At 34.1% G+C, this 24493-nt stretch carries 31 protein-coding genes; 10 read left to right on the top strand and 21 right to left on the bottom strand.

Going from position 1 to position 24493, the window contains the following annotated elements; all coding sequences use genetic code 11:
• Nucleotides 1-51 precede the first annotated feature (51 nt).
• The 3 genes from UMM65_RS14280 to fabD form a co-directional block, all read right to left on the bottom strand.
• A complete protein-coding gene (locus tag UMM65_RS14280) occupies nt 52-219 on the bottom strand; it encodes a hypothetical protein (RefSeq protein ID WP_321977478.1) in 168 nt (55 codons plus the stop codon).
• 155 nt (nt 220-374) lie between these two features.
• Entirely contained in the window at nt 375-1130 is a 756-nt protein-coding gene (locus tag UMM65_RS14275; RefSeq protein ID WP_321977477.1) for an enoyl-CoA hydratase/isomerase family protein, read from the bottom strand.
• A complete protein-coding gene (gene fabD / locus UMM65_RS14270; protein ID WP_321977476.1) occupies nt 1130-2023 on the bottom strand; it encodes an ACP S-malonyltransferase in 894 nt (297 codons plus the stop codon). The genes UMM65_RS14275 and fabD overlap by 1 nt, the downstream gene beginning before the upstream one ends.
• 87 nt (nt 2024-2110) lie before the next feature.
• Between fabD and UMM65_RS14265 the strand changes: the two genes are divergently transcribed.
• Nucleotides 2111-2803: a queuosine precursor transporter gene (locus UMM65_RS14265; RefSeq protein WP_321977475.1), complete on the top strand. Its 693-nt coding sequence runs from the start codon at nt 2111-2113 to the stop codon at nt 2801-2803.
• On the opposite strand, the gene UMM65_RS14260 is transcribed toward UMM65_RS14265, so the two are convergent.
• The 11 genes from UMM65_RS14260 to UMM65_RS14210 form a co-directional block, all read right to left on the bottom strand.
• On the bottom strand, nt 2800-3435 hold the full coding sequence (locus UMM65_RS14260) for a response regulator transcription factor (protein WP_321977474.1): 636 nt from the start codon (nt 3433-3435) through the stop codon (nt 2800-2802). The genes UMM65_RS14265 and UMM65_RS14260 overlap by 4 nt on opposite strands.
• Nucleotides 3428-4210: a sensor histidine kinase gene (locus UMM65_RS14255; RefSeq protein WP_321977473.1), complete on the bottom strand. Its 783-nt coding sequence runs from the start codon at nt 4208-4210 to the stop codon at nt 3428-3430. Before UMM65_RS14255 ends, UMM65_RS14260 begins: the two co-directional genes overlap by 8 nt.
• Nucleotides 4211-4238: 28 nt before the next feature.
• Nucleotides 4239-4415 (bottom strand): hypothetical protein, encoded by a 177-nt coding sequence (locus UMM65_RS14250; protein ID WP_321977472.1) that lies wholly within the window; start codon nt 4413-4415, stop codon nt 4239-4241.
• Nucleotides 4397-5074 (bottom strand): hypothetical protein, encoded by a 678-nt coding sequence (locus UMM65_RS14245; protein ID WP_321977470.1) that lies wholly within the window; start codon nt 5072-5074, stop codon nt 4397-4399. The genes UMM65_RS14250 and UMM65_RS14245 overlap by 19 nt, the downstream gene beginning before the upstream one ends.
• Before the next feature lie 31 nt (nt 5075-5105).
• Nucleotides 5106-5747: a hypothetical protein gene (locus UMM65_RS14240; protein ID WP_321977468.1), complete on the bottom strand. Its 642-nt coding sequence runs from the start codon at nt 5745-5747 to the stop codon at nt 5106-5108.
• A 486-nt stretch (nt 5748-6233) separates the two neighbouring features.
• Nucleotides 6234-6617, bottom strand: a complete 384-nt coding sequence (locus UMM65_RS14235) for a DoxX family membrane protein (RefSeq protein ID WP_321977466.1) — start codon at nt 6615-6617, stop codon at nt 6234-6236.
• A 19-nt stretch (nt 6618-6636) separates the two neighbouring features.
• Nucleotides 6637-7179 (bottom strand): carboxymuconolactone decarboxylase family protein, encoded by a 543-nt coding sequence (locus tag UMM65_RS14230; RefSeq protein ID WP_321977464.1) that lies wholly within the window; start codon nt 7177-7179, stop codon nt 6637-6639.
• Nucleotides 7180-7285: 106 nt separating this feature from the next.
• The gene (locus tag UMM65_RS14225) at nt 7286-8110 is read right to left on the bottom strand and encodes a helix-turn-helix domain-containing protein (RefSeq protein ID WP_321977462.1); all 825 of its coding nucleotides are present in this window, start codon (nt 8108-8110) and stop codon (nt 7286-7288) included.
• A 20-nt stretch (nt 8111-8130) separates the two neighbouring features.
• Nucleotides 8131-8928: a DUF2797 domain-containing protein gene (locus UMM65_RS14220; protein ID WP_321977460.1), complete on the bottom strand. Its 798-nt coding sequence runs from the start codon at nt 8926-8928 to the stop codon at nt 8131-8133.
• Between the two features lie 61 nt (nt 8929-8989).
• A complete protein-coding gene (locus UMM65_RS14215; protein ID WP_321977458.1) occupies nt 8990-10153 on the bottom strand; it encodes a 5-(carboxyamino)imidazole ribonucleotide synthase in 1164 nt (387 codons plus the stop codon).
• The gene (locus UMM65_RS14210) at nt 10154-10573 is read right to left on the bottom strand and encodes a hypothetical protein (RefSeq protein ID WP_321977456.1); all 420 of its coding nucleotides are present in this window, start codon (nt 10571-10573) and stop codon (nt 10154-10156) included.
• Nucleotides 10574-10707: 134 nt separating this feature from the next.
• On the opposite strand from UMM65_RS14210, the gene greA reads away from it, so the two are divergent.
• Nucleotides 10708-11181 (top strand): transcription elongation factor GreA, encoded by a 474-nt coding sequence (gene greA, locus UMM65_RS14205; RefSeq protein WP_321977455.1) that lies wholly within the window; start codon nt 10708-10710, stop codon nt 11179-11181.
• 152 nt (nt 11182-11333) lie between these two features.
• Nucleotides 11334-11723, top strand: a complete 390-nt coding sequence (locus UMM65_RS14200) for an HIT family protein (protein WP_321977453.1) — start codon at nt 11334-11336, stop codon at nt 11721-11723.
• A gap of 4 nt (nt 11724-11727) precedes the next feature.
• Here the strand turns inward: UMM65_RS14200 and UMM65_RS14195 are convergent, their stop codons facing one another.
• On the bottom strand, nt 11728-12927 hold the full coding sequence (locus tag UMM65_RS14195) for a sensor histidine kinase (protein WP_321977451.1): 1200 nt from the start codon (nt 12925-12927) through the stop codon (nt 11728-11730).
• Nucleotides 12928-13023: 96 nt separating this feature from the next.
• Here UMM65_RS14195 and UMM65_RS14190 point away from each other — a divergent pair, with 96 nt between their 5' ends.
• From UMM65_RS14190 to UMM65_RS14170, 5 genes are all read left to right on the top strand, one after another.
• A complete protein-coding gene (locus tag UMM65_RS14190) occupies nt 13024-13884 on the top strand; it encodes a flavin reductase family protein (RefSeq protein WP_321977449.1) in 861 nt (286 codons plus the stop codon).
• A gap of 10 nt (nt 13885-13894) precedes the next feature.
• On the top strand, nt 13895-14269 hold the full coding sequence (locus UMM65_RS14185) for a DUF3127 domain-containing protein (RefSeq protein WP_321977447.1): 375 nt from the start codon (nt 13895-13897) through the stop codon (nt 14267-14269).
• 160 nt (nt 14270-14429) lie between these two features.
• The gene (gene aat / locus UMM65_RS14180) at nt 14430-15059 is read left to right on the top strand and encodes a leucyl/phenylalanyl-tRNA--protein transferase (protein WP_321977446.1); all 630 of its coding nucleotides are present in this window, start codon (nt 14430-14432) and stop codon (nt 15057-15059) included.
• Nucleotides 15060-15080: 21 nt separating this feature from the next.
• Complete coding sequence (locus tag UMM65_RS14175; RefSeq protein ID WP_321977444.1) at nt 15081-15407, top strand: nucleotide pyrophosphohydrolase; 327 nt, start codon at nt 15081-15083, stop codon at nt 15405-15407.
• Complete coding sequence (locus tag UMM65_RS14170; RefSeq protein ID WP_321977443.1) at nt 15407-15655, top strand: hypothetical protein; 249 nt, start codon at nt 15407-15409, stop codon at nt 15653-15655. The genes UMM65_RS14175 and UMM65_RS14170 overlap by 1 nt, the downstream gene beginning before the upstream one ends.
• A gap of 120 nt (nt 15656-15775) precedes the next feature.
• Here the strand turns inward: UMM65_RS14170 and UMM65_RS14165 are convergent, their stop codons facing one another.
• Entirely contained in the window at nt 15776-18934 is a 3159-nt protein-coding gene (locus tag UMM65_RS14165) for a WD40/YVTN/BNR-like repeat-containing protein (RefSeq protein ID WP_321977442.1), read from the bottom strand.
• A gap of 61 nt (nt 18935-18995) precedes the next feature.
• Between UMM65_RS14165 and UMM65_RS14160 the strand changes: the two genes are divergently transcribed.
• Both UMM65_RS14160 and UMM65_RS14155 read left to right on the top strand, forming a co-directional pair.
• Nucleotides 18996-20255 (top strand): 3-phosphoshikimate 1-carboxyvinyltransferase, encoded by a 1260-nt coding sequence (locus tag UMM65_RS14160; protein ID WP_321977441.1) that lies wholly within the window; start codon nt 18996-18998, stop codon nt 20253-20255.
• Between the two features lie 224 nt (nt 20256-20479).
• Nucleotides 20480-20983: a hypothetical protein gene (locus UMM65_RS14155; RefSeq protein WP_321977439.1), complete on the top strand. Its 504-nt coding sequence runs from the start codon at nt 20480-20482 to the stop codon at nt 20981-20983.
• Between the two features lie 7 nt (nt 20984-20990).
• Here the strand turns inward: UMM65_RS14155 and UMM65_RS14150 are convergent, their stop codons facing one another.
• The 5 genes from UMM65_RS14150 to UMM65_RS14130 form a co-directional block, all read right to left on the bottom strand.
• Complete coding sequence (locus UMM65_RS14150; RefSeq protein WP_321977437.1) at nt 20991-21368, bottom strand: nuclear transport factor 2 family protein; 378 nt, start codon at nt 21366-21368, stop codon at nt 20991-20993.
• A gap of 1 nt (nt 21369) precedes the next feature.
• A complete protein-coding gene (locus UMM65_RS14145; protein WP_321977436.1) occupies nt 21370-21768 on the bottom strand; it encodes a VOC family protein in 399 nt (132 codons plus the stop codon).
• Nucleotides 21769-21924: 156 nt separating this feature from the next.
• The gene (locus UMM65_RS14140) at nt 21925-22308 is read right to left on the bottom strand and encodes a VOC family protein (RefSeq protein WP_321977434.1); all 384 of its coding nucleotides are present in this window, start codon (nt 22306-22308) and stop codon (nt 21925-21927) included.
• 71 nt (nt 22309-22379) lie between these two features.
• Complete coding sequence (locus tag UMM65_RS14135) at nt 22380-22958, bottom strand: Crp/Fnr family transcriptional regulator (RefSeq protein WP_321977432.1); 579 nt, start codon at nt 22956-22958, stop codon at nt 22380-22382.
• A 223-nt stretch (nt 22959-23181) separates the two neighbouring features.
• A partial coding sequence (locus tag UMM65_RS14130; protein WP_321977430.1) for a PIG-L family deacetylase occupies nt 23182-24493 on the bottom strand: 1312 nt, incomplete at its 5' end.

The raw sequence follows: 24493 nt of genomic DNA, 5'->3' as shown, positions 1-24493 counted from the left end.
GTTATTAAATTTTAAGCAATTAATGGGTTATCTAAATTCTAAACTTAGAACTCACTCCTTCCTTTTCTTAGCCCTATAATACATATAATAAGCAATTGCAATTAAGACAACAAAAGGTAAAAACGTACCAATAAAAACACCAATTTCATAACCGCTATTGGGTGCTTCCTTGATTTTTTGTTCAATGTCAACTTGTTGTAAAAGTGCTAGAAAGTTCATTTTATTTTTTCTTTCTGAATCTTCGAACTAAAAAATAGATTGCCACTATTAGAACTACATACCATATGTATTGACCTACTGATTCGCCGACTTTTTCAGCACTAGATTGTAAAAATAAATAATTCATATTTTCAATTTTATAATTATTTAATTGTCTATCTCTGTTTAAATTTATGAAGTGCCTTTTTCGTAAAATCTGACAACACCAATTGTCCGCTTGTTTCTGCTCTTTCAATTAATAATGTATTCCAGTTTTCTGTGCCTTGCCATAATACTTTTTTCATGGCTTTTAACGCATCAGGATTGTAACTAGCTAATTTTTTTGAAAGACTTTCTACAAATTCGTCCATATCTCTGGTAGTTGTAAAAACCCTGGAATATAAATTATTATCTTTTGCCCAATAGGCAGAGTGCCATTCCGTGGCATCTAATGAAAGTTTGCTAAACGCTGTAATTCCTGCTTTACGGGTAATGGCAGGTTCAATTACGAAAGGACCAATACCTATAGTCAGTTCTGATAACTTAATGTCGGCTTTTTCTGTGGCAAAACAGTAGTCGGTGGCGGCAATGATACCAACTCCTCCACCCACAGCTTTTCCTTGAACGCGACCAATTATCAGTTTGTTACAGGTTCGCATTGCGTTAATCAAATTGGCAAATCCTGAAAAGAATTGTTTACCTTCTTCTAAATTTCTTATGGCTACCAATTCATCAAAAGATGCACCAGCACAAAAAGCTTTATCACCTTCACTTTGTAAAATAATTACCTGAATAGTATCATCATCACTTATATTGTTAATATTTTCAATTAGTCGTTTTAATAATTCAGACGGAAAAGAATTACTTGCCGGGTGGCCAAAAGTTATGGTGGCAATATTTTCTCTAATGCTTGTAAGTACAGTACCTTCCATTAGTTATCTTCTTCTAGTTTTGCACCGTTTGTAGTAACAGATCTGTCAATTTTTCGCATTAAACCTTGTAAAACACTGCCTGGTCCAACTTCGGTAAATTCAGTGGCACCATCTTTAATCATTTGCTGGATGGACTGTGTCCAACGCACAGGTGCTGTCAACTGAACCATCAAGTTTTTCTTAATATCATTGGCATTGTTAACCGCAGAAGCGGTTACATTTTGATAAATAGGACAGTTAGGTTCACTAAATGTTGTATTTTCGATTGCAGCGGCCAATTCTTCGCGGGCGGGTTCCATTAATGGGGAGTGAAAAGCACCGCCAACTGGCAAAACCAATGCTCTTCTTGCCCCAGCTGCTGTTAAGGCTTCACAGGCTAAATTTATAGCTGCAACTTCACCAGAAATAACCAATTGCCCTGGGCAATTGTAATTTGCCGCAACGACAACACCTTCGGTTTTGGCACAAATATTTTCAACAATTTCATCCTCTAAACCTAATACGGCCGCCATGGTTGAGGGTTGTAATTCACAAGCCTTTTGCATGGCTAATGCACGTTGTGACAACAGTTTTAGTCCATCTTCAAAAGATAAAACACCATTGGCAACCAGAGCGGAAAATTCGCCAAGCGAATGTCCAGCTACCATTTGAGGTTTGAATTTATCTCCCAAGGTTTTAGCTAAAGCAGCCGAATGTAAAAAAATGGCGGGTTGGGTAACTTTGGTTTCTTTGAGTTGTTCGTCTGTCCCTTCAAACATAACGTCGGTTAATGAAAACCCTAATATGTCATTGGCTTGTTCAAAAAGTTCTTGAGCGATGTTAGATTTTTCATAAATGTCCAATCCCATTCCTGAAAACTGTGCTCCTTGCCCTGGAAAGATATATGCGTGCATAAGTTGGTTTTAAAAGTTGTTCTACAAAAATAGAAAATTTGAACCTAAAAGTATTGACAAATATTTTATACTTTCGTAAAATACACTATGCAAAACTCAAAAAAATTACTGGCGTATAAAATTTATATGGTGCTGGCCGCACTATTTATTACTTCTTTAGTAGTTTCCAATTTAATTTTTCAAAAGTTTTTCTCTTGGGATTTCCTTGGCGTTTATACTTTTGAAATTTCGGTAGGTATATTACCTTATCCAATAACTTTTTTAGTAACTGATTTAATTTCAGAAATATACGGAAAGAAAAAAGCCAATCAAGTAGTAATTGCCGGTATATTCGCCTCGTTTTTTTCGTTGCTTATTATTTATGTTGCTGATGTTGTACCCGCCACTTCTTGGTCTCCTGTGGACAATACTGTATTTACCAACGTCTTTGGTTTGTCTGTACTAGCGGTGTTTTCTTCAATGATAGCTTATTTGTTAGCTCAATTCGTTGATATTCGGATTTATCATTATTGGAAAAAATTGACCAAAGGAAGACATTTGTGGCTGCGTAATAATTTTTCGACCGTAACTTCTCAATTTTTAGATACTTTTTCGGTTTTATTTTTATTGTGTTCTTTTGGTATTATTGAATGGGATTTATTTGGGAAATTATTGCTTAATGGCTTTCTCTTTAAAGTAATGGTTGCGTTTTTAGACACACCAATTTTATATATAGCGGTACATTATTTTAGAAAATTATTTAATTTAAAAGTTGATGAGGAAATTGATTTGGATACTTAGGCAAAACCATTTTTGAGGGCATAAACTACCAATCCAATTCTATTTTTTACTTCTAACTTTTTAAAGAGTTGTTCACGGTATCCGTCAATAGTTTTGGGGCTTAAATTCATAACATCGGCAATTTCTTTATAGGTCATTTCAGTACTGGCTAGTTTCAGGAATTCCAATTCTCTTTCAAGAAGTTTTATTTCTTTTTCAGTATCTGGATGTAAGGAATGCACTAAGCTGTCAGAAACCCTTTTTGAATGATAATAACCTTCATTAATTAAACTGTTCAAAGCTTCTTTTAAAATGTTAGGATGGATATCTTTAAGTAGATATCCCTTAGCCCCATTTTTAATCATTTTTAGGATAGAACGCTCCTCGTCATCCATAGATAATGCCAATACTTTTATACTGGGATAATTCTCCCTTAAAAAGAGTGTAGTTTCCAAACCATCCATTATGGGCATATTCAAATCCATTAAAGCTATATCCGGTAGTTTAGATTTTTTCTTAAGATCGTCGATAAAAATCTTTCCGTTTAAAGCGTGTTGCGTTACCTCAAAATCTTCAAAAGTGTTGATTAAACTTTTTAACGATTGTGCAAAAAGAAGGTGATCGTCAATTATGGCTATGGTATGTTTAGGCATCTTTTTTTCTTATCGGATAGGTTAAAGTTAGTGAAACTCCTTTATCTTTTCCAGATTTTAAGTCAAATTCCGTATTAATTAATTTTGCTCGGCTTTTCATATTAAGTAATCCAGAACCCTTTTCAACAGATGCACCGTCAAAACCAATACCAAAATCCTGTATTTTAATTGCCAAAGTATCTTTGTTATAATTTGCACTAATCTCCATGCTGTTGGTCTTGGAATGCTTTACTGAATTTGACAAAAATTCTTGAATAATTCTAAATAAAATTATTTCATCTTTTTGATTAATAGGAACAACTTTACCCTCAATATTAAATTCCGCATTTATAAAATTAAGCCTATTGAACCGATCAATTTCCAATTGTATGGCTTCATGTAAGCCAATGTTTTTTACAACCTCAGGATTCAATAATTTTGACAATGATCTTATTTCCTGCAAACTTTTCGAAATAATCTCACCAGTTTCTTGTACAACTGATTTTTGTTCTTCTGTTAAATTGGGCTGTACAATATTTAATTGCATTCTAGCTACCGATAACAATTGACCAATGTTGTCGTGCAATTCCCAACTGATATTTTGTAAGGTTTGTTCTTGAGTTTCTAATTTTGATTTTATTAATTCCTCGTCAAATCGTTGTTTGGTTTCCTTTTGCTCGAACAAAAACTTAATTTTTCTATTCTGAAAAATGCTAAAAATAATAATGATAACGACTACTAATAAAACCACCGTAAGGCTTGCTATTAATATTAATGTTGTTGAATCGCCATCCATAATAATTCCATTCTCTTATCGTATAAATTTACGGTTCTTCTTTGTAAATGGACAATTTATTTTTAATTACATTTCGCAACGTGTCATTATCTTCCAGTAATTTATTTTTTTTATGCTGAAAAATACTGAATAGCAATATCATAGCTATTATAGCTATTAATACCACAAGTGTACTTGCCAATATGATTATTCTTTCTTGCTCCATATAAAACCGAAAGTAAAAATTGAATACATAATTATGGCTAAAATGTAGACGATTAAAAATAATTCGTGAATACCAGGTATTAACATATATCCGTTCCATTTTAACATAAAAGGAATTGTTCCCGTATAAAATAAAAGTAGGCCCACGCTAATCCAAAACAATAGAAGTTTATGAAATACCACTATTTTTTCAGACCTAAGCAATTCAATGAAAAAGAAAATAATGGTAATTATTAAGAAAATTGAACCAATAATTCTGGGCAGTACAGCATTTTCGGTTATAAAATTTTGAATAAAAATCCAGTTTAAAGCATAAACAATTGTAAATATAATAATGAACAGTTTTGTCCACTTTTTAAATAATTGTGTTTTTAAATAATTATAATAAATAAAATAAACTGTATTAAACATAACCAAATTCAGAATATTATATAACCATAAATTATATATCCACCCATTTTCATCAATATGTGCCATATTTCCTGTAAGCCAAATATACCAACCTAAAAATTCAGTAATTGTGATATACCATAAAAGATAGAGGAAATATTTTAAGTCTGTGTGTTTGTATTTATAAAAATAGACAGTACCCGCAATAGCAGAAATTAACTCAAAGTACCTGATGGAGTTTTTAATTAACGATATGGTGGTGTCAGACATAAAGATTTATCAGTTTATTTGCTTTTTCGAATTAATTGTTATCCATTGGAGGAGAGCTAGATCCATCATTATACAACAATCCAACTTCATCTTGAACTGCGGTTAAGGAGAAGAACCCTGCTTTTTGCATTTGCTGGTTCTGAGAAGGGGTATATCTTCCACCACCTAAAATTGTTTTTAAATATAGTGGTTGAGTTTCTCCATCTACTTCGTGTAAAGTATAACCCGATTGCTTACCATCTTGCTTTGTTGTTGGTGCAATAAAAAAGGTTTGATGATTTTTTTCATCTCCTTCTTCGTTATTTCCATAAACACTAAAGTAAAATTGAAGCCCTTCTGGGGTTATTTTATTTTCTTTAGATTTTTTTTCTACATAGGAAATATAATTTTTTAAGGTTTTCAGATCGAACCAAACACGGCGTGTATCGTTAAAATCGCCTCCATACAAACTGCTTAGTGTGTCCTTTAGGATGGAAAGACGCTCCTTTTCATAATTTTTATATATTTCAACAGCTTTTTCTGTTTTAATAATGTGAGCCAACATTTCTTTGGTAGGCTCTTCATTTTCATGATGAGGTTTTTTATCGTTACATGAAATTAATAATGTTGCTACGATTATAAAGAGCAACAAAGAATACTTGATTTTGAGGTTTGAAAATTTGAGATACTTCATAATTAGTGGTTTAAGATTATGTTTCTGCAAATTACAAATAAATATGATTCGGTAAAAAGGGGATTTTTCCCCTTTTTTGATCGGGGTAAAATCCCCTAATAAATTTAGGGTTTTTCCTCTTGTATCATTTTAAGTATTGCCCCACATTTGTAACAGAAAAATAGTTGAAAGAAAAATTCTTAGACAAAGTAAATATATCTTTCTCCTTGCTATGAAAATAGTTGCTATGAAGATAGGAGCTATGAAAATGTTAGAATGGGAAAATTGCTATGAAAACCATTGTTTGACATTATTTGAGTTAACAACAGCAAAATTGGGCTAAGTTTAGTAGGTTAGAATTATTTTGCACCGGGAGAGAGATAATTTGCAGTCTAAGAATTTTTTATTTTTTAAGTGAAGCATCAAATTACTAAATATAAAAAAACTTGCATTGTCCTTTAATTTAAAAGGGAATGCAAGTTTTACATTTATAAAAGAACATTGTTTTTAAGCAGTTTTTCTTTCGTTAATGGCTAAACCAGCCAATGTGGTTAATAACATAATGTGAATCATTATATTCATCCAATTGCCCGAAGGTATATGTACTAAAACCAAGGCCATTAGCATAATAAACGCTAAAAAAGCGTAAGAATATAATAGTTGTTTATTTAGTAAAACCAAAATCCCAGCTACTAATTCTAAAGCCGCTAATAAAGCTCCCAATGCATATGTTCCGCCATCTCCTAAAAATGCAAGTCCGCTGCTTTTTAGAAAGTCTGCCATATTTTGCAAGCCAACTCCGCCAAGAAAACCTTCAATAAATTTTTCTACCCCGCCCCAAATAAATAAAAGAGCGATTCCTATCCTAATAACTAAATTACCTGTGTTCATAACCTTTTTTTAATTAATATTATATTTCTTTTGCTAACGGGAAATCAATTTCAAATCCTGCTAAATTGTGAATGTAATTACTGATAATTTTATCACCGATAATAATAACCACATCTATCATGTTTGCTTCAGTGTAACCTGCATTAAAGAAATTACTTTTAACTTCTTCTGATACATTGCCTTTGTTGGATACCGCAGCCAAAGTAAATTCAGCTAATACATTCAATTTTTCATCAAACGAAGCAGATCCTTTTCTTAATTCGATAATTTGGTCATCGTTAAAACCGTTCATTTTTCCTAAAGCAGTATGTGCAGATTGACAATATTTACAACCATTATATTGGCTTACTACTAAATTGATAACCTCACGCTCTTTTGCTTTTAATGTAGATTTTCTGTTTTGCAAAGCAAGATAATCGGGCAGTGCTGTTTCGTTTTTAGCGTAATACGCATAAAGGTTAGGGACAAAGCCTAAATTGCTTTTAAGCGTATCAAAAATTTCTTGATTGTTAGAAGATACTTCTTCTCTTGTTGGTACTGTGTAATTTGTTTTTGTTTCCATTTTATACTGTTTTTTATATTTATATTATTTTAACAGTACAAATGTATGGCGAGGTTGGGGCTATGGCATTACCTATAATTCCTAATGAGTTGGCAATTTTTCCTTTTTAAGGTTTATTTCTAAATTCAGAGGGTGAAATGTATTCAATATTCTTAAAAAAGCGACTAAAAACTTGTACATCCGTAAAACCCAATTCGTAACCAATTTCTGATATTGTTTTATCGGTATAGGTCAGTAAGCGTCTCGCTTCTAACATAATTCTGTTTTTTATGTAATGTGAAGGAGTATTGTTTCCGGCTTTTTTAAAAAGATTGGCTAATGTTTTAGGAGATTTATTGAGCATATCTGCATAGTGAGAAACGGAGTGCTTTTCTTTAAAATGTGTTTCAACCAAATAATTATATTCTCTTACAATTTCTATATCGCTATCTTCATGTTGCGAAAAGCTTTCTTGAGTTTTGTAAATACGCGTGCACAAAATCAGCAATCTTTTTAGCATCATTTGTAACATTTCCAATTGCAAATTGTCTTTAGATTTAAACTCTATTCTAAGCATTTTTAAAACGGTTTGCAAAATATCTATATCTTCATTGTTGGGCTTTATAATGGGCAGGTTAGAGGCTCCGTAATATAATATTCCTTTACAACCAACTTCACTATCGTGATCTACAATACAGTAAAAAGACCTGTTCCACCTAATAAGCTGAAGTGCGTTTATTTTTATGACTTCAATTTTGTGAAACTCTGTGAGGCTAATAATATCGTTTTTGTTAAACGTGTAATGTATAGCATCAATAATAAGCTGATTATTATCTGAGGTAAACCATAGTAGGGATAGTTCACTGGTTTTTGAAGCTTTTAAAACATTGCAATTGTTAGAAGTTATTTTATGCAGTTCAATAAAAGCTCCATTTTGGTTAGAATAATTCATTATTGATTCTGGTTTTATAACTAACTTAAGCTAAGCTGTATATAATACCCTTCGCTACCTCTAATATTAAAAACCGTATTGTCTTCGAAAATTACATATTGACCTTTGATGCCTTTTAAAACACCCTTGTAGTTTGGGGTTTTATCTAAACTTAAGCTTTTAACCTTAGTGGGATATTGCAATACTGGAAATTCAATATTGGTCTCTTTGCTGTGATTTTCTAAATAATAAGGTTTAGCCTCTTCGGGAATAAACGGTGCCAATTTTTCTTTTTCTTTAAGGAGATCAAGATCTAAAATATCATTGGTCAGCATTTTACGCCAATTGGTTTTATCGGAAACATGCTCCTTAAGGGCTATTTCTGTAATACCTGCTAAATATCTGTTTGGCACTTCAACAATTTCAATGGCTTCGTGTGCTCCTTGGTCTATCCATCGCGTTGGAATTTGAGCCTTGCGTGTAACCCCAACTTTCACATTGCTTGAATTTGCCAAGTAAACTATGTGCGGTTGCAGTTGTACTTTTTTTTCGTATTCCAGATCACGGTCTTCTTTATCTAAATGGGCTGTACTTAGCTCGGGACGCATAATCCAATCTGCAGCTTGGGGAATGTCAAAAAAACAGCTTTTACAAAATCCTTGTCGGTAGATAGGTTTGTCCAAATGGCAATTTAAACATTCATATTTTACAAAGGTAATTTCCAATGTTTTGTTTAACAGTTGGTTTACATTTATAAAATCATTTTCCAATTGCATATAATACTGAACTGGTGATGTCAGTTCGGTTATCATTTTCTGTAAAACACCTGTGTAAATCATAATTTTATAGAACCAAATTCTAAATAGACAATCTTGGAATTTGGTATTTGCTTTTTGCTAGTTATGCTTCTTCACTAATTACCCGTATCGTTTTCTTCACTTTTTCAGCAACTTTTCTCGCTTCATCTAAATCTTGATGTACAATAGTTACATGACCCATTTTTCTAAAAGGTTTTGTTACTTTTTTACCATAAATATGTGGCGTAACACCATCCATCTTTAGAATTTTTTCCATATTTTCATAAACCACATTTCCTGTATGGTCTTCTTCTCCGACTAAATTTACCATTACCCCACCAACTTTACTAGAAGTATCGCCCAAAGGTAGATTTAAAATGGCTCTGATATGTTGCTCAAATTGACTCGTGTAAGCGGCTTCTATACTGTAATGTCCGCTGTTATGAGGTCTTGGAGCCACTTCGTTGACCAAAATTTTATCATCATTTGTTAAAAATAATTCTACTGCCAATAATCCAACATGCTTAAAAGCCTGTGCAACTTTTAAAGCTATGAATTCGGCATTTTTGGCAATTTGAGTAGGAATTCTTGCTGGGCAAATTACATATTCCACTTGATTGGCTTCTGGGTGGAACTCCATTTCAACAACCGGATATGTTTTTAAGTCACCATTAACATTTCTGGCTACAATTACCGCCAATTCATTTTTAAAAGGAATCAGTTTTTCGGTAATACATTCCACATTTGGTAATGTGTCCAGATCGGCATGGTTTTTTACAACTTTTACGCCCGTGCCATCATAACCAAATCTTGCACTTTTCCAAACAAACGGAAAGTTTATAGTTTCATGCTTTAGAGCAGTTTTAATTTCATCAGTATAAGCAAAACGGGAAAACTCAGCAGTTGGAATATTATGGTCCACATAAAATAACTTTTGCTTTGCTTTGTTCTGAATAGTTCTAATTGTTTTTGACGCTGGGTAAACTTTTACGTCTTCATCTTCTAATTTTTCTAAGGCGTCAACATTAACATTTTCAATTTCTATAGTCAGTGTGTTTACTTTTTTTCCGAAATTATATACGGTATCGAAATCAAGTAAACTCCCAACATGAAATTCATCACAGATATTGGCACAGGGTGCATCTTTTGCGGCATCTAAAACACAGGTGTAAATATCGAATTTTTGAGTTTCGGTCAATAACATTTTACCCAATTGCCCTCCGCCAAGAATACCTAATTTAAAATCTGAAGAAAAGTAATTTTGCATTTAATTATTTGTGATTAGTAAAGATTGACCATTATTTACAACTTTATAACTCTTAGCCGCATATTTTCCGCCGTTTTGAGGGGCACCACCCAAAGATAATGCGTATTTGTAATCATCGCAAGAGCATATCATATTCAACCCATCAACGGTCATTTTGCTGCATTCGCTCGGTGGCGAATTGGGGCATGCCAAATCATAAGCATAATAAATATCGCTGGCACCATGGTAAACAACTATCCCTTTAATTCCTCCGGAAATTTCTACATAACCATTTACAAATAAAAGATTGTTATTGGACGGGTTGTTCAAATATACAGTTTGATTAACCGCTACGTTAGGTAAATTCGGATTATTATCATCAGGGTCAGAACAGTTTGCCAAGATAAAAAGTGCTAAAAAAGCTACAACAATATTCTTCATTTCATTTTCTTTATAGGTTACAAATATAAGGCATACTATGTTGAAATAATAAATATTTCATATCTTTGTGACCGAATCTCAACTCCATATACATAGAGCTGGGATTTTTGTATTTATATAAAAATGATGAAGTTATGAGTAAAGTTTCTTATTACACAGCTGAGGGGTTAAAAAAATTAAGAGAAGAACTAGAGCATTTAGAGCACGTTGAAAGACCAAGGGTTACCAATGCTATTTCTGAAGCAAGGGACAAGGGTGATTTAAGTGAAAATGCGGAATACCATGCGGCAAAAGAGGAGCAGTCTTTGTTGGAATATAAAATTGCACAATTAAAAAATGTGGTGGCATCGGCCCGATTAATAGATGAATCGCAATTAGATACTTCGAAAGTGTTGGCATTGTCAACCGTTAAAATTAAAAATACCGCTAATAATATGGTGGTGAGTTATACGTTGGTGGCAAATTCTGAAGCTGATTTCAAAGCAGCAAAAATTTCTGTTGATTCTCCAATTGGTAAAGGATTATTGGGTAAAAAAGTTGGTGAAATTGCCGAAGTAAACGCACCAAATGGTATAATGAAATTTGAAATTTTAGAAATTACAAGGTAAAAAAAGTACGAGGTACGAGGTGAAAAGTACGAGAAAAAAGTAATGAATCTAGTATGAGAAGTGAAAAAATGAATGCCGTTGCGTTGTCTGAAGCTTTTGCATAGGGTAAAAAATAGAAAAACTACAAACAGAAAAATAACAAACTTTCAAAAATGTCTATATTCACTAAAATAATCAATGGGGAAATACCAAGTTATAAAATAGCAGAAAATGATGATTTTTTTGCTTTTTTAGACATCAATCCCAATGCTAAGGGACATACTTTGGTTGTACCTAAAAAAGAAGTGAATAAAATTTTCGATTTAGACGAGAAAACCTACAACGGACTCATGCAATTTTCTAGAAAGATTGCCATTGCCATGGAGAAAGCTATTCCATGTGAGCGAATTGGAATGTCCGTAATCGGATTGGAAGTTCCACATGTACACGTGCATTTGATCCCGTTAAATTCAATGAAAGATGCTACTTTTCAGCAAAAAGTGAGTTTAAGTAAAGAGGAATTTGAAGAAGTGGCGGCAAAAATAGCTAAGAATTTAGGCTAGTATTTTACAATTCTTTTAACAACACACTCATAGTAGTACCTACACCAATTTCAGATTTTTCTACTAGAATTTTTCCATCATGGTAATCTTCCATAATTCTTTTGGTGAGCGATAACCCTAATCCCCAACCACGTCTTTTGGTAGTATAACCCGGTTCAAATATTTTACGATATAAGTTTTTCGGTATTCCCTTACCCGTATCAGTAACTTGAACCTGAACAAATTTGCCATCTTTGGAAAAAACTTTAATTCTCAAAGTCCCTTTTCCTTCCATAGCATCTATGGCATTTTTAACTAAATTTTCAATTACCCATGAGAATAATTGTTGATTAATCATCGCATATATTTTCTCGTCTTCATCCGTATCAAAATGATAATCAATAAGTTTTGAGCTTCTCGAAGAGTAATAATCAAAAGATTTTTTAGTTTCTAAAACTATATTATGCCTGGTTAATTTAGGCACAGAGCCAATTTTAGAAAATCTGTTGGCAATGGTGTTTAAACGCTCAATGTCTTTTTCAATTTCCATTACCGTATTTTCATCGGTATTGTCCATGCGGAGTATTTCTACCCAACCCAATAAAGAGGATAACGGCGTGCCGATTTGATGGGCGGTTTCTTTGGCCATACCTGCCCAAAGTTTGTTCTGTTCAGCTACTTTGGTAGATTTAAAAACCAAATAAATTACAATGGCAAAAAGGCATAAAATAAGCAAAAGAGCTAACGGGTAGTATCTTAATTTATATAAAAGATCTGAATTTCTGTAATAAATATAATCGGTGGTAGGTCCATCTTTAGAGACCCTTGGCACTATCAATTGATTGTTTTCTTTTCGCATTTCTGCCAATTGATTGGCTAGGTACATCCTATCTTTATCAGGCAGGTCATTGTACTGTGTGTTTTTATCCTCAACATCTAAATTTGCCCAACCTTTTATCACATTATCTTCTGTGGTAAAAATCATTGGGATATTTTTATTGCTCTTAATTATTTGATCTTCCAAAGAGATGTCTGCATCCAAATCATCTAAATCTAAAGAATTCATGTTTTTAAGGGCAGTAGCCAGAATCTCCATCTTGGTACGTTCTTCTTGTTTAAAATTTTTGAAGAAGGTATTGGTATTCCATAAAATAAGAGCAACCAGTAAAAAGGCTGCTGTTATTAATATCCATCTAATGATATTCTTGTTGAAGGGGAGATTCATTATAACAAAGATAAAATTATCTGCCGATATAACTAAAAAAAATATCCGATATTATGTTTGTGAATTGAGTATTTTTGTTTTTTTATTAACAATGTAATGATAACGATTAATCCTAAAAATATACCGACAGCCAAATTGCACTCTTATTTGTTGAGTGCGGTAGCACCAAGACCTATTGCTTTTGCAAGCACTATGGATAAAGATGGTAACCCGAATCTATCTCCATTCAGTTTCTTTAATGTTTTTAGTGCCAATCCGCCAATCCTTATCTTTTCACCGGCCAGACGCGGTAGGGACAATACCACAAAACATACTTTTGAGAATATAAAAGAAGTGAAAGAAGTAGTTATTAATGTGGTGAATTATGCCATTGCACAACAAATGTCTTTATCAAGTACTGAATATGCAAAAGGTATTAACGAATTTGAAAAAGCGGGATTTACCATGTTGCCATCTGAAGAAATCAAACCTTTTAGGGTAGCGGAATCGCCAATACAATTTGAGTGCAAAGTAAATGAAATCATTGAACTGGGCACGGAAGGTGGAGCTGGGAATTTAATTATTTGTGAAGTATTGAAAATGCACATAGATGAAAACATTTTAGATGAAGATGGAACTATAAATCAAGAAAAATTAGATTTAATAGCTAGGGCAGGAGGTAGTTATTATTCTAGAGCCAAAAAAGGTTTTTTTGAAATACCAAAACCCTTGCAAAAATTGGGAATTGGGGTAGATAAAATTCCTGACGAAATTAAAAAAAGCAATATCCTTACGGGAAATAATTTAGGGATGTTAGCGAATGTAGAAGCTATGCCCAACACTCAAGATGTTGATAACTTTGCAAAGGATAATCCGAATTATATAGGTTTAAAAACAGAAGAAAAACATAAATTTGCACAAGAATTTTTAGAGAACAACGATGTGCTAAGTGCTTGGAAAGTGCTATTAATTAAATAATTAAAATAAAATGGAAGTAACAGGAAAAATCAAAAAAATTGACGAAACAAAAACATATGGGGCAAGTGGCTTTAGGAAACGTGAAGTAGTAGTTACTACTGATGAGCAGTACCCTCAAATGATACTGATAGAATTTGTTCAAGATAAGACTAATTTGTTAGATGCTTATAATGAAGGCGATCAAGTGAAAATTAACATTAATTTACGTGGTAGAGAGTGGATAAATCCGGAAGGGGAAGCCAAATATTTTAACTCTATTGTAGGCTGGAGAATTGAAAAATTACAGTCTGAAGCACCTAATGCGGTTCCACCAGTTGAGGCAGTTGATGCTTTTCAACCGGCAGATAATGTTTCTGACGAAGAACCAGATGATTTACCGTTTTAATTGTTGTTGTTATTCCGAGGTACGAGGAATCTTTTGAAATATTCTTTTATTTAATAGATTCTTCGCTACGTTTTACTTCGCTCTTAATGACATATTAATAAAAAGTTACAATTTTAACAACCTTTTAGTATCTTGCTAAAAGGTTTTTTATTTTACCAAAATGATACTATTATCCGACAAATTATGGTTCCCACCAGTTGAAACTGCTTCGCCAGAAGGTATTGTTGCTATTGGTGGCGATTTGTCAACTGAACGTTTGCTGTTAGCCTACAAAAGTGGGATTTTCCCGTGGTTTAACCAAGGTGAGCCAGTAATATGGTATAGTCCTAGTGAAAGAATGGTGTTGTTTCCAGACGAGTTAAAAGTTTCAAAAAGCATGCAACAGGTTCTTAAAAAGGACAACTTTAAGGTTACGTTTAATCAGAATTTTAAAGAAGTAATTAGAGCTTGCAAAACCATTTATAGAGAAGGGCAGGGTGGCACATGGATAACAGATGAAATGGAGGAAGCCTACATTAAATTACATGAACTGGGCTATGCAAAATCGGTTGAGGTTTGGTTAGACGACAAGCTGGTCGGTGGTCTTTACGGCATAGACCTAGGAACTGTTTTTTGTGGCGAAAGTATGTTTAGCAAGGTTTCAAATACTTCGAAGATTGCTTTAATTAAATTGGTAGAAAAATTGCAACAGGAAAAATATAAGTTAATTGATTGTCAGGTCTATAATAAGCATTTGGAAAGTTTCGGGGCAAAAGAAATTTCGAGAGCCGAATTTTTGAAGTATCTTTGATATAAATCTTAGTAAGTTATTATGAATATTCAAAACGCACAACAAGAGGTCGATAACTGGATAAACGAACATGGGGTACGCTATTTTAATGAGTTGACCAATATGGCACAACTTACAGAAGAGGTTGGTGAAGTTGCACGGATTATTGCAAGGCGTTACGGTGAACAAAGTGAAAAAGAATCGGATAAAGACAAAGATTTAGGCGAAGAACTAGCAGATGTGTTATTTGTGGTTTTGTGTTTGGCAAATCAAACAGGAGTCGATTTGCAAAAGTCATTCGACAAAAAGATGAAGATCAAGACCGAACGCGACCATGACCGCCATCATAATAATAAAAAATTAAAATAATGACATTCTTAGAAAAAATAAAATCTGCATTCTTTTGGAAAAGGGCATTGATGATTATAATTCCTTTTTTTATAGTATTGGTAATTATTTCTTTATTGTTTAATAGTTTTTCCGCTATTATAGAAGCAGATATGGCAACCGTAATGGAGCAAAATTTTACCCAAGGAAAATGGAAACGTTTCTTCTTAACAAAAATATTGGTAAGTGTATTATACGGTGTTTGGATAACGAGCAGGAACGTGAAATAGAAGCCCACCCCAGCCCTCCCGAAGGGAGGGAGTTCGTTGTGCGTAAAAATTGAGGAGTTTAAAAATAAATACCGTCAAAGGATATTATTATCGACAGAATTTCATAATTTTCGAGCGGATTTACTCCTTCCCCTGAGGGGATGGTTGGGATGGGGCTAGTTGTATCAAATCAATTCCACTTGCCTTTACTTTGTTGTTGAGTTGGGAAACATCACTTTTAAAAATCTTGTAAAGTGCTGATAACTCCTTGTCTATTTCAGCTGTAATTTCGTTTTTAAACTCCACTTCAGCATCCGTTGGTCTATAATCTCCCATTGAAGTTAAGGCGTTAACGTGGGCCAATTTATTGTTCAACTTAATAGGAAAGTTTAATGGGTCTTGGTTGCTCTTGCTTTTGGTCTGGTAGAGATTATTTTCAATTTTGGTAACATCTTTCGATATTTTATCCGCAAATTCTAGCAGTCCTTTGTGCTTATCTTTATCCGTAATCGATTTTTTTAAAACACCTATTTGGTCTTTTACTTTTTTAACATTTTTTAGGGCTTTATGTATTTCGGTCAGTTTATCCCTAACTTCCATAATAAAATCAAATTGGGCTTGTAAATCTTCTTGTGTCGATTCGCTTCTTGGGTCTTTTAAAATGGCAAAATCCTTGGATTCGCTTTGGTTGTTTTTTGTCAACACCACAGAATAATTGCCTGGGATAGCTTGCGGTCCGCTTAAAGATGCCCACCATAAAATCATTCCTTCTACTTTTTCGGCATCAGCGTACATCATATTCCAATTAAATATATTGTTTCCGGGTTTAACTTTTAATTGCTCTTCCTTTTTTTCCTTGTCCGGATGTGTACTGTATTTTTTGATTACTTTTTTATTTTTATCCAAAAATGAAAGTGATATCGTATCCGTTTTTGCGGTATCTTTTACATAAAAGTTTACGGCGACACCACCATAATGATTTTGCCCACTGGTTTTAGACGTTGCTCCTCTGCCACCACCCATTTTGTAACTGTCCATAGGTTTGTACAAATAAAAATCTTTACTCGTAATGTCATTATTTAATTGGTGTAAAGGGGTTAAATCATCAATGATCCAAAAAGAACGCCCTTGTGTGGCGGCAATTAGATTATTATTTATAATAGTTAAATCAGTTATGGGAACAATGGGTAAATTCAACTGAAATTTTGTCCAGTTAGCACCATCATCAAAACTGATGTACATGCCAAGTTCCGTACCAGCATATAATAAACCTTTACGTTTTGGGTCGGCACGTAAGGCTCTGGTAAAATATTCGTTTGGAATACCGTTGGTTATTTTTTTCCAAGTTGCACCGTAATCTGTGGTTTTATAAATGTAAGGGTTGTAGTCGCCTGTCTTATATTTCGTACCTACAATATAGGCACCACCTTTGTTGAACGGGTCAATTTCTATGCAGTTTATCATCATCCATTCGGGCATTATTTTTGGCGTAACGTTGTTCCAAGTTTTACCACCATCTTTGGTGATATGAACCAATCCATCATCAGAACCAGTCCAAATCAATCCGTTTTCAGTAGGCGATTCCGCAATGGCAAAAATGGTGGCGTAATATTCAACACCCGTATTGTCTTTGGTGATAGGCCCACCAGATGGTCCTAAAGTTTTAGGATCGTTTCTAGTTAAGTCGGGACTTATAACTTCCCAAGTTTGACCTTCATTCGTAGTTACATGTAAATGATTGGAAGCCGCATATAATTTTTTAGGATTATTTGGTGAAAACAGAACTGGGAAATTCCATTGAAAACGATATTTCATATCTTCTGCACCATGCCCCATCGGGTCATCTGGCCAAACATTTATAGCTCTCCGCTCATTGGTTTTGTGATTAATCCGTGTTAAAAAAGCACCGTAACTTCCTCCATAAACAATGTCGTTATTATTGGGATCAACAGCTATGTGTGCACTTTCGCCACCTGCAGTACTTTCCCAATCGCTTTCGGTAATATACCTGCCATCGGTTCTGTGGGAAATTCTAACGGTAGAATTATCCTGTTGGGCACCATAAATCCGATAAGGAAAATGGTTGTCCGTTACTACTCTGTAAAACTGTGAAGTTGGCTGGTTATGGTAGGTTGACCAATTTTCACCAGCATCAAAACTGATTTGAGCACCGCCATCATCGGCAATAGCCATGCGTTGATTGTCATTGGGGTCAATCCATAAATCGTGATGATCGCCATGAGGGGCGTTAAAAGATTTAAACGTTTTTCCACCATCTTTAGATTGATGGTAACTTACATTTAAAACATACAAACCATTTTCGTCTTGGGTATCAGCGTACAGTCGTGTATAATACCAAGCCCGTTGACGCAATTTCCGTTCATTATTAATTAGCTTCCAAGTTTTACCTGCATCGGTTGATTTATAAATGCCTCCATCTTTATTTTCTATTAAAGCATAAACAATATCAGAATTTACAGGTGAAACCGTAACACCACTAATGCCCCAAATGCCTTTGGGTAAACCTTCGTTAGTACTAATGTTCGCCCAAGTTTCGCCTTCATCTGTACTTTTATATAATCCTGAGCCCTCTCCACCACTAGATAAACTGTACGGCGTTCTTCTTATATTCCAGGTGGTTACATACATTATACGCGGATTATTAGGGTCGAGGATTAAATCAACCGCTCCAGCATCTGCATTCGCATACAATACTTTTTTCCAGTTTTTACCGCCATCAGTAGATTTATAAACACCGCGTTCTTCGGAAGATTTATACAAATCGCCCATAACGGCAACGTAGACAATGTCAGGATTTTTAGGATGAATTCTAACCCGAGAAATATGTCTTGAGTTTTTTAGGCCAATATGCTCCCAAGTTTTTCCGGCATCTACACTTTTCCAAATTCCATCACCCGAAGAAACATTGCCACGGACCGTTTTTTCGCCCATACCTACATATATAACGTTGTTGTCCCATTCGGAAACTGCTACGGCACCCACCGAGCCTCCAAAAAATCCGTCAGAAATATTTTCATAAGTATTGCCCGCATCGGTAGTACGCCAAACACCACCGCCCGTAGCACCAAAATAATAGAGGTTTGCTTTACCTGGCACACCTGTTACTGCTGCACTTCTGCCACCACGAAATGGACCAATATTTCGCCATTGCATAGCATCGTAATATTTTTCGGCAAATTGAGGTTGTTGCGTTTTTTGTTTTTTTTGTCTTTTTTGTGCGTTAACTTTGTCGGCAGTTGCAAATAGTAAACAAATTACTAGGAAGAGAATTTTTTTCATAATTAAGGTTTGTTGAAGTAGCTAAAATTAAGGATAAAAAGTTAATTAATAAACGCATTGAATGGATTTATTTTTAGATTATACTGATAAACAAATAGTTACTTCTGACATTAAAATTTCTGGATCTAAAAGTGAATCGAACCGTCTTTTAATTTTACAACAGTTTTATCCTAATTTAAAACTGAAAAACGTATCGGATTCTGATGATTCTGTACATTTAACACACGCTTTAGAATCGACTAAAGAATTGATTGATATCGGTCACGCCGGAACAGCAATGCGTTTTTTAACCGCTTATTTTGCTGTAAAAGAGAGTAGGGAAGTGATTTTAACTGGCTCTGAACGGATGCAAAACAGACCCATTAAAATTTTGGTTGATGCGTTGCGAATGCTAGGTGCTGATATTGAATATGTTGAGAAGGAAGGTTATCCACCGCTTAGGATAAAAGGGAAAAAAATTACCAAACAAAAAGTTTCTATAAACGGGAATGTTAGTAGCCAATATATTTCTGCATTGGTATTGATTGCCACAAGTTTGGAAAAAGGATTGGAAATAGAATTGTTAGAAGAAATTACCTCGCGTCCTTATTTAGAAATGACGTTGAATTTGCTAAATCAATTGGGAATTTCAACAAGTTGGGAAGAAAATATCATAAAGATACAACCTCAAAAATCTATAAAAGACAAAACTATAACTGTTGAATCTGATTGGAGTTCCGCTTCGTATTTTTATAGTTTAGTAGCGTTAAGTAAAGTAGGTAAAAGTATCACGTTATCCTCTTACTATAAAGAAAGTTTGCAAGGAGATAGTTGTTTGGTTAGCATTTACGAAAATTTTGGTGTAATAACCGAATTTAATAATAATTCAATAACCATAACGAAGGCAAAAACTCATAACTCTAAACTTTTACCCGTCCGTAACCAACGACAGTTGGTGGAGGCGGGCATAACTCTTAACTTAAAATCCGCTCCCGACATTGCTCAAACCATAGTCGTAACCTGTTTCGGATTGGGAATTGGCTGTGATTTAACAGGTTTACACACGCTAAAAATTAAAGAAACGGACAGGTTGGTAGCTCTACAAAATGAACTTCAAAAATTTGGTGCCAACATTGAAATAACAGATAAAAGTTTGCATTTAAAAACTTCAAATACTACGTTTGCCAAAAATGTAACCGTAAAAACTTACAACGACCATAGAATGGCAATGGCATTTGCACCGTTAGCATTAAAAGTTCCTTTCACGGTTCAAGATGCCGATGTGGTTACTAAATCTTATATCAGCTTTTGGGAAGATTTAGATTCTTGTTTAAAAGGTTAAAGGATTGTTAATTCATTCATTTCAGGGTAAATTCTTATCAGTATTAACTTATCAACTGCTTTAATAATTTTCATTTGCCAATAAATGCGTATGAATTTTTTCATAATTAATTTATAGTTGAAATAAGTATAATTATAAATGTTAAAGTTTGTAACACATTATAATTGTTGTCGTCTTTTAATAATAGGACAGTTTCTGTACTAAAAAAAACCAAAGCCCAAAATATGCTATCGTACATGCCAACCTTTACCGATGACGAAATCTCCAATCGTTTTAGCAAAATCAGTTTTTTAGTTGGTAGCTATACTATTGAAGTTTATAGTTACTCACTTGCCGAAGGTTGGGTTAAATCTGGAGAAGGCAGTTCCGAATGTCTGATTAAGGATACTTTTATTACAGAAAAGGTAAAATTGAACAAAGAGAATTGCATTGTTAACCTAAGCAATACTATTGGTTGCGACTTACTCGATGATAGCTTTCGTTTGTTGTCTTTAGATATTCCGTTAGGAAGTATAGACGTTTACAAAGGTAAAATTGAAAATGACACGTTGATTTTTACAAATTTAGATTCCGATACTAAAGCTAAAAGCAAATCTGGCGAAGAAGTTTCGTTTAAATTGATATACAAAGCGTTATCAGCTTCAGAAAACGAATTGGTGGTAGGTTACACAAAAGATAAAGGCAAAACCTGGTGTCCTTTTGTTAAGAATGTTTATATAAGGAAGTAACACTTTTCTAAATTTCAATCACATAAGACGTGATAGTCTTTAATATTTTTGAACTAGCACTCTTAAATTCATAAATATCTGAAAAAGCGTAGTTTTTACCGTTTTTCATTTTTACCACTCCATTTGCAGCACCTAATGTACCATGTGTTAGCACGTTGTCAATGATAAATTCAGAAACATCTTTATCTTTCATTCCATTGATGGTTTTGGCATAGTTTTCTTTACCTTTTATAGTTTTATCACCAATCATATTCCAAACAATATCATCCGTTACATTATCTATTAGAAATTTGGTGTTTCCAGTTCCAAACGCGGTATTAAAATCCTTTAAAAATTCCATTTTTGGAGAATTGCCGCAATCGGTTTGTACCTTAATTTTTGTCATATCATTCCTCTGGTTTAATTTGTGTTCCAATTGACCAAATATTTCCTGCAAAATCCTTAAAACTACCCCTCCTATCTGGGTCACCTTCTCTTTCTTTTGGTTTTTCTAAAGGTTTACAGCCAAGATCAATTGCTTTTTTAAAAATGGAATCGACATCATTTACGTAAATATGGGTCAATAATTTATTGGGCGGAAATTGGTCAGAGGAATTTCCGAACATCAAAACGGAATCGTCAATTTTAATTTCCGCATGCAAAATAGTGCCATCGGGCATATCGTATTTTCTTAATGGTATGGCATCAAATATTTTAGTTAACAGATCAATAAGTTTGTTTGCACCATCAACTACAAAATAGGGTGATACGGAATTGTAACCTTCGGGTTTAAAATTTTGTTTCATTTTTTATTGATTTTCATTAAAATTCACCATACAATTGATACAAAATTCGCCACAAAAATTAAGGGTACCTTCGCGGTTGTATAAAATATGAGATAAAACTTTATTATTGCTGAAATTTTTGGGATTTGGAATTTACTTTTTTTGATTATTCAGGCATTATTCCATAGAATGCAACCCTACCATATTCCCTTCGGTATCGAAAAACAAGGTGATAAATCCATATTCCCCAATAGACATTTTAGGCTTAACAATTTTACCTCCAGCTTTTTCAACTCTACTTTCTTCGGTAGTACAATCTTTGCTTCCAAAATAAACCAGTGTACCGTTTCCGCCCGCTTCAAAACCTTCCATTTTAACTAATGCTCCGTTCGACCCATGATTTTCCATATCGCCCGGAAAGGTTTTCATTTCCATTGGATCATCGGTGGGATTGGGTAAAGATTCAAGTTTAATATCAAATACCGTTTCATAAAATTTTGTGGCCCTGTCCATATTGTTAACATAGATTTCAAACCATACGACTGAATTAAAATTTTTCATAATTATTCTAGTTTTAAAATTATGAATGCAAGTTAACAGTAAAAAATAAAAATGCCTTATGACAATTAATTTTATTTGGAGAGTATTTCTTTCCGAATTCTACTAAGTGAGGAATTGGTAATCCCTAAAAAAGAAGCAATTTGTTTTAAGGGTGCGTGTTGTAACACAAGGGGTTTTTCTGTTGTCAGTTTTTGATAGCGAGTAGTGGCATCATCCGTAAGGGTAGAAATTGAGCGTAGTTTGAGTTCGAATAAACTTTGAGCCATCCACGATCTGCCCCACTCTCTAAAACCTTCTATGGAATGAAATAATTGCTGAAAAACATCAAAATCAATTTGCCAACAATCACAATCTGTAATAGCCTCAATATTTTCTTGTGAAGGAATTCGCTGAAAAAGTGAGGCTACTTCAATAACAATTTCTGTATTAGAAAAAAAATTGGTTGTTATTTCGTCACCCTCGTAATTATAAACATACGAACGCATTAGTCCTTTGCCGAGAATTAGGTAACTATTGGAAATTTGATTTTCTTTTAGCCAGTCTATTCCTTTGCTTAAAGTTATCTTTTTGTGTGCTAAGCAGATAGTTTTTAATTCTTCGGGACTAATAAGAGGATGTTTGTATATTTCGGTTAAAATAGTTGATTCCATTCATTGGATTTATAGATAACGTGAAGATAGCAAAATTCAACCAAACCGACCCCAATATTGTTATTTAAGCTATGCTCAATACTTTCTTGATCACTAGTGTCTCTGCCAATTGATAGAGTTTATTGTCAGCATTAAATTCTTCAGCTAATAATATTTGCAATTTTAACGCTAAATTAATATACGGTCAAATTGTTTATTGAATATAACACCAAAAAACAATCTATTAAAAATGGTATCTGACAAAAGCTTCCATAGCTGCATAATGGGACAAACCTAGAGCGTCATATAAATCAGCTGTTTCTTTGTTCCTGTCCTCAGCACGTTGCCAAAACTCCCTGCTATCAGAACCTTGAAAAACCACACCGTCTTTTTGCGATTGATGTTTAAAGATACCTTTACGCTTTTCCATTACTTGATCTGGACCCATGGGAACCGCCATTTCAATCTCGTCAATTCCCCATTCTTGCCAAGCCCCTCTGTACAACCAAACCCAGCAATCTTTCATAAATTTTTTAGGTTTTAGCTCTTTAACTGCGGCAAAAACAGAATCTAAACATACTTTATGGGTTCCATGCGGATCTGCCAGATCGCCCGCAGCATATATTTGATGTGGTTTCACTTTTTCTATCAAGTCCATGGTTATTTTAATATCCTTTTCTTCTAAAGGATTTTTCTCTATAGTACCTGTCTCATAAAACGGCAATTCCATAAAGTGGATTTGTTCATCTGGAATGCCCACGAAATGACAAGTAGCCCTTGCTTCCCCTTTTCTTATCAATCCTTTTATGTACCTAACCTCTGGGGTATCTATTTCACTGGATTTTTTGTTCTTTAAGAATTTAGCAGCTCTTTTGTAGATGATTTCGGCTTCCTTGTTATCGATACCGAATTTATCGTTATAATCGCGAACAAAACTTGCAAACCGTAAGGCCTCGTCATCAGCAACCGCAATGTTACCCGATGTTTGATAGCCTACATGAACTTCATGCCCTTGTTCGTGCAACCTTTTAAATGTGCCACCCATACTAATGATGTCATCATCAGGATGTGGGCTAAAGATAATAACACGCTTTTTGGCAGGCTCTGCACGTTCTGGTCTTTTACTATCATCTGCATTGGGTTTGCCCCCTGGCCACCCCGTAATGGTATTTTGTAATTTGTTAAATATTTTGATGTTAATATCATAGGCGGGGCCAGAATCTGCCAATAAATCGCTCATGCCGTTTTCAATATAATCAGCATCGGTAAGCATTAAAATCGGTTTCTTTAGATGAAGTGCCAGACTTAAAACCGCTTTTCTGATTAATTTATCAGTCCAAACAATTTTTTCAACCAACCAAGGTGTGTTGACTCTTGTTAGTTTTGAAGCTGCCGCTTGATCTAATACGAAAGTTGCATTATTATGCTCTTGCAAATAAGATGCGGGCACGTTACTTGTTACTTCGCCTTCGGTAGATGCTTTTATAATATTGGATTTTCTTTCGCCCCAAGCTAAAAGTATCACTCTTTTAGCTTCCATAATTTTTTTAACCCCT

It is taken from the genome of Aureibaculum koreense, from assembly GCF_034296135.1.
GTDB lineage: Bacteria > Bacteroidota > Bacteroidia > Flavobacteriales > Flavobacteriaceae > Aureibaculum.
The sequence above is the reverse complement of the archived record's forward strand: the minus strand, read 5'-3'. Positions and strand labels throughout refer to the sequence as shown.

Coding starts and splice junctions, on each gene's coding strand:
- UMM65_RS14260 (WP_321977474.1), bottom strand. CDS start 3,435: ATGCCTAAACATACCATAGCCATAATTGACGATCACCTTCTTTTTGCA.
- UMM65_RS14145 (WP_321977436.1), bottom strand. CDS start 21,768: ATGAAACAAAATTTTAAACCCGAAGGTTACAATTCCGTATCACCCTAT.
- fabD (WP_321977476.1), bottom strand. CDS start 2,023: ATGCACGCATATATCTTTCCAGGGCAAGGAGCACAGTTTTCAGGAATG.
- UMM65_RS14215 (WP_321977458.1), bottom strand. CDS start 10,153: ATGCAAAATTACTTTTCTTCAGATTTTAAATTAGGTATTCTTGGCGGA.
- UMM65_RS14230 (WP_321977464.1), bottom strand. CDS start 7,179: ATGGAAACAAAAACAAATTACACAGTACCAACAAGAGAAGAAGTATCT.
- UMM65_RS14235 (WP_321977466.1), bottom strand. CDS start 6,617: ATGAACACAGGTAATTTAGTTATTAGGATAGGAATCGCTCTTTTATTT.
- UMM65_RS14165 (WP_321977442.1), bottom strand. CDS start 18,934: ATGAAAAAAATTCTCTTCCTAGTAATTTGTTTACTATTTGCAACTGCC.
- UMM65_RS14190 (WP_321977449.1), top strand. CDS start 13,024: ATGATAACGATTAATCCTAAAAATATACCGACAGCCAAATTGCACTCT.
- UMM65_RS14175 (WP_321977444.1), top strand. CDS start 15,081: ATGAATATTCAAAACGCACAACAAGAGGTCGATAACTGGATAAACGAA.
- UMM65_RS14185 (WP_321977447.1), top strand. CDS start 13,895: ATGGAAGTAACAGGAAAAATCAAAAAAATTGACGAAACAAAAACATAT.
- UMM65_RS14265 (WP_321977475.1), top strand. CDS start 2,111: ATGCAAAACTCAAAAAAATTACTGGCGTATAAAATTTATATGGTGCTG.
- UMM65_RS14250 (WP_321977472.1), bottom strand. CDS start 4,415: ATGGAGCAAGAAAGAATAATCATATTGGCAAGTACACTTGTGGTATTA.
- UMM65_RS14245 (WP_321977470.1), bottom strand. CDS start 5,074: ATGTCTGACACCACCATATCGTTAATTAAAAACTCCATCAGGTACTTT.
- UMM65_RS14280 (WP_321977478.1), bottom strand. CDS start 219: ATGAACTTTCTAGCACTTTTACAACAAGTTGACATTGAACAAAAAATC.
- UMM65_RS14170 (WP_321977443.1), top strand. CDS start 15,407: ATGACATTCTTAGAAAAAATAAAATCTGCATTCTTTTGGAAAAGGGCA.
- UMM65_RS14240 (WP_321977468.1), bottom strand. CDS start 5,747: ATGAAGTATCTCAAATTTTCAAACCTCAAAATCAAGTATTCTTTGTTG.
- UMM65_RS14150 (WP_321977437.1), bottom strand. CDS start 21,368: ATGACAAAAATTAAGGTACAAACCGATTGCGGCAATTCTCCAAAAATG.
- aat (WP_321977446.1), top strand. CDS start 14,430: ATGATACTATTATCCGACAAATTATGGTTCCCACCAGTTGAAACTGCT.
- UMM65_RS14160 (WP_321977441.1), top strand. CDS start 18,996: ATGGATTTATTTTTAGATTATACTGATAAACAAATAGTTACTTCTGAC.
- UMM65_RS14155 (WP_321977439.1), top strand. CDS start 20,480: ATGCTATCGTACATGCCAACCTTTACCGATGACGAAATCTCCAATCGT.
- UMM65_RS14140 (WP_321977434.1), bottom strand. CDS start 22,308: ATGAAAAATTTTAATTCAGTCGTATGGTTTGAAATCTATGTTAACAAT.
- UMM65_RS14225 (WP_321977462.1), bottom strand. CDS start 8,110: ATGAATTATTCTAACCAAAATGGAGCTTTTATTGAACTGCATAAAATA.
- greA (WP_321977455.1), top strand. CDS start 10,708: ATGAGTAAAGTTTCTTATTACACAGCTGAGGGGTTAAAAAAATTAAGA.
- UMM65_RS14255 (WP_321977473.1), bottom strand. CDS start 4,210: ATGGATGGCGATTCAACAACATTAATATTAATAGCAAGCCTTACGGTG.
- UMM65_RS14195 (WP_321977451.1), bottom strand. CDS start 12,927: ATGAATCTCCCCTTCAACAAGAATATCATTAGATGGATATTAATAACA.
- UMM65_RS14275 (WP_321977477.1), bottom strand. CDS start 1,130: ATGGAAGGTACTGTACTTACAAGCATTAGAGAAAATATTGCCACCATA.
- UMM65_RS14220 (WP_321977460.1), bottom strand. CDS start 8,928: ATGATTTACACAGGTGTTTTACAGAAAATGATAACCGAACTGACATCA.
- UMM65_RS14135 (WP_321977432.1), bottom strand. CDS start 22,958: ATGGAATCAACTATTTTAACCGAAATATACAAACATCCTCTTATTAGT.
- UMM65_RS14210 (WP_321977456.1), bottom strand. CDS start 10,573: ATGAAGAATATTGTTGTAGCTTTTTTAGCACTTTTTATCTTGGCAAAC.
- UMM65_RS14200 (WP_321977453.1), top strand. CDS start 11,334: ATGTCTATATTCACTAAAATAATCAATGGGGAAATACCAAGTTATAAA.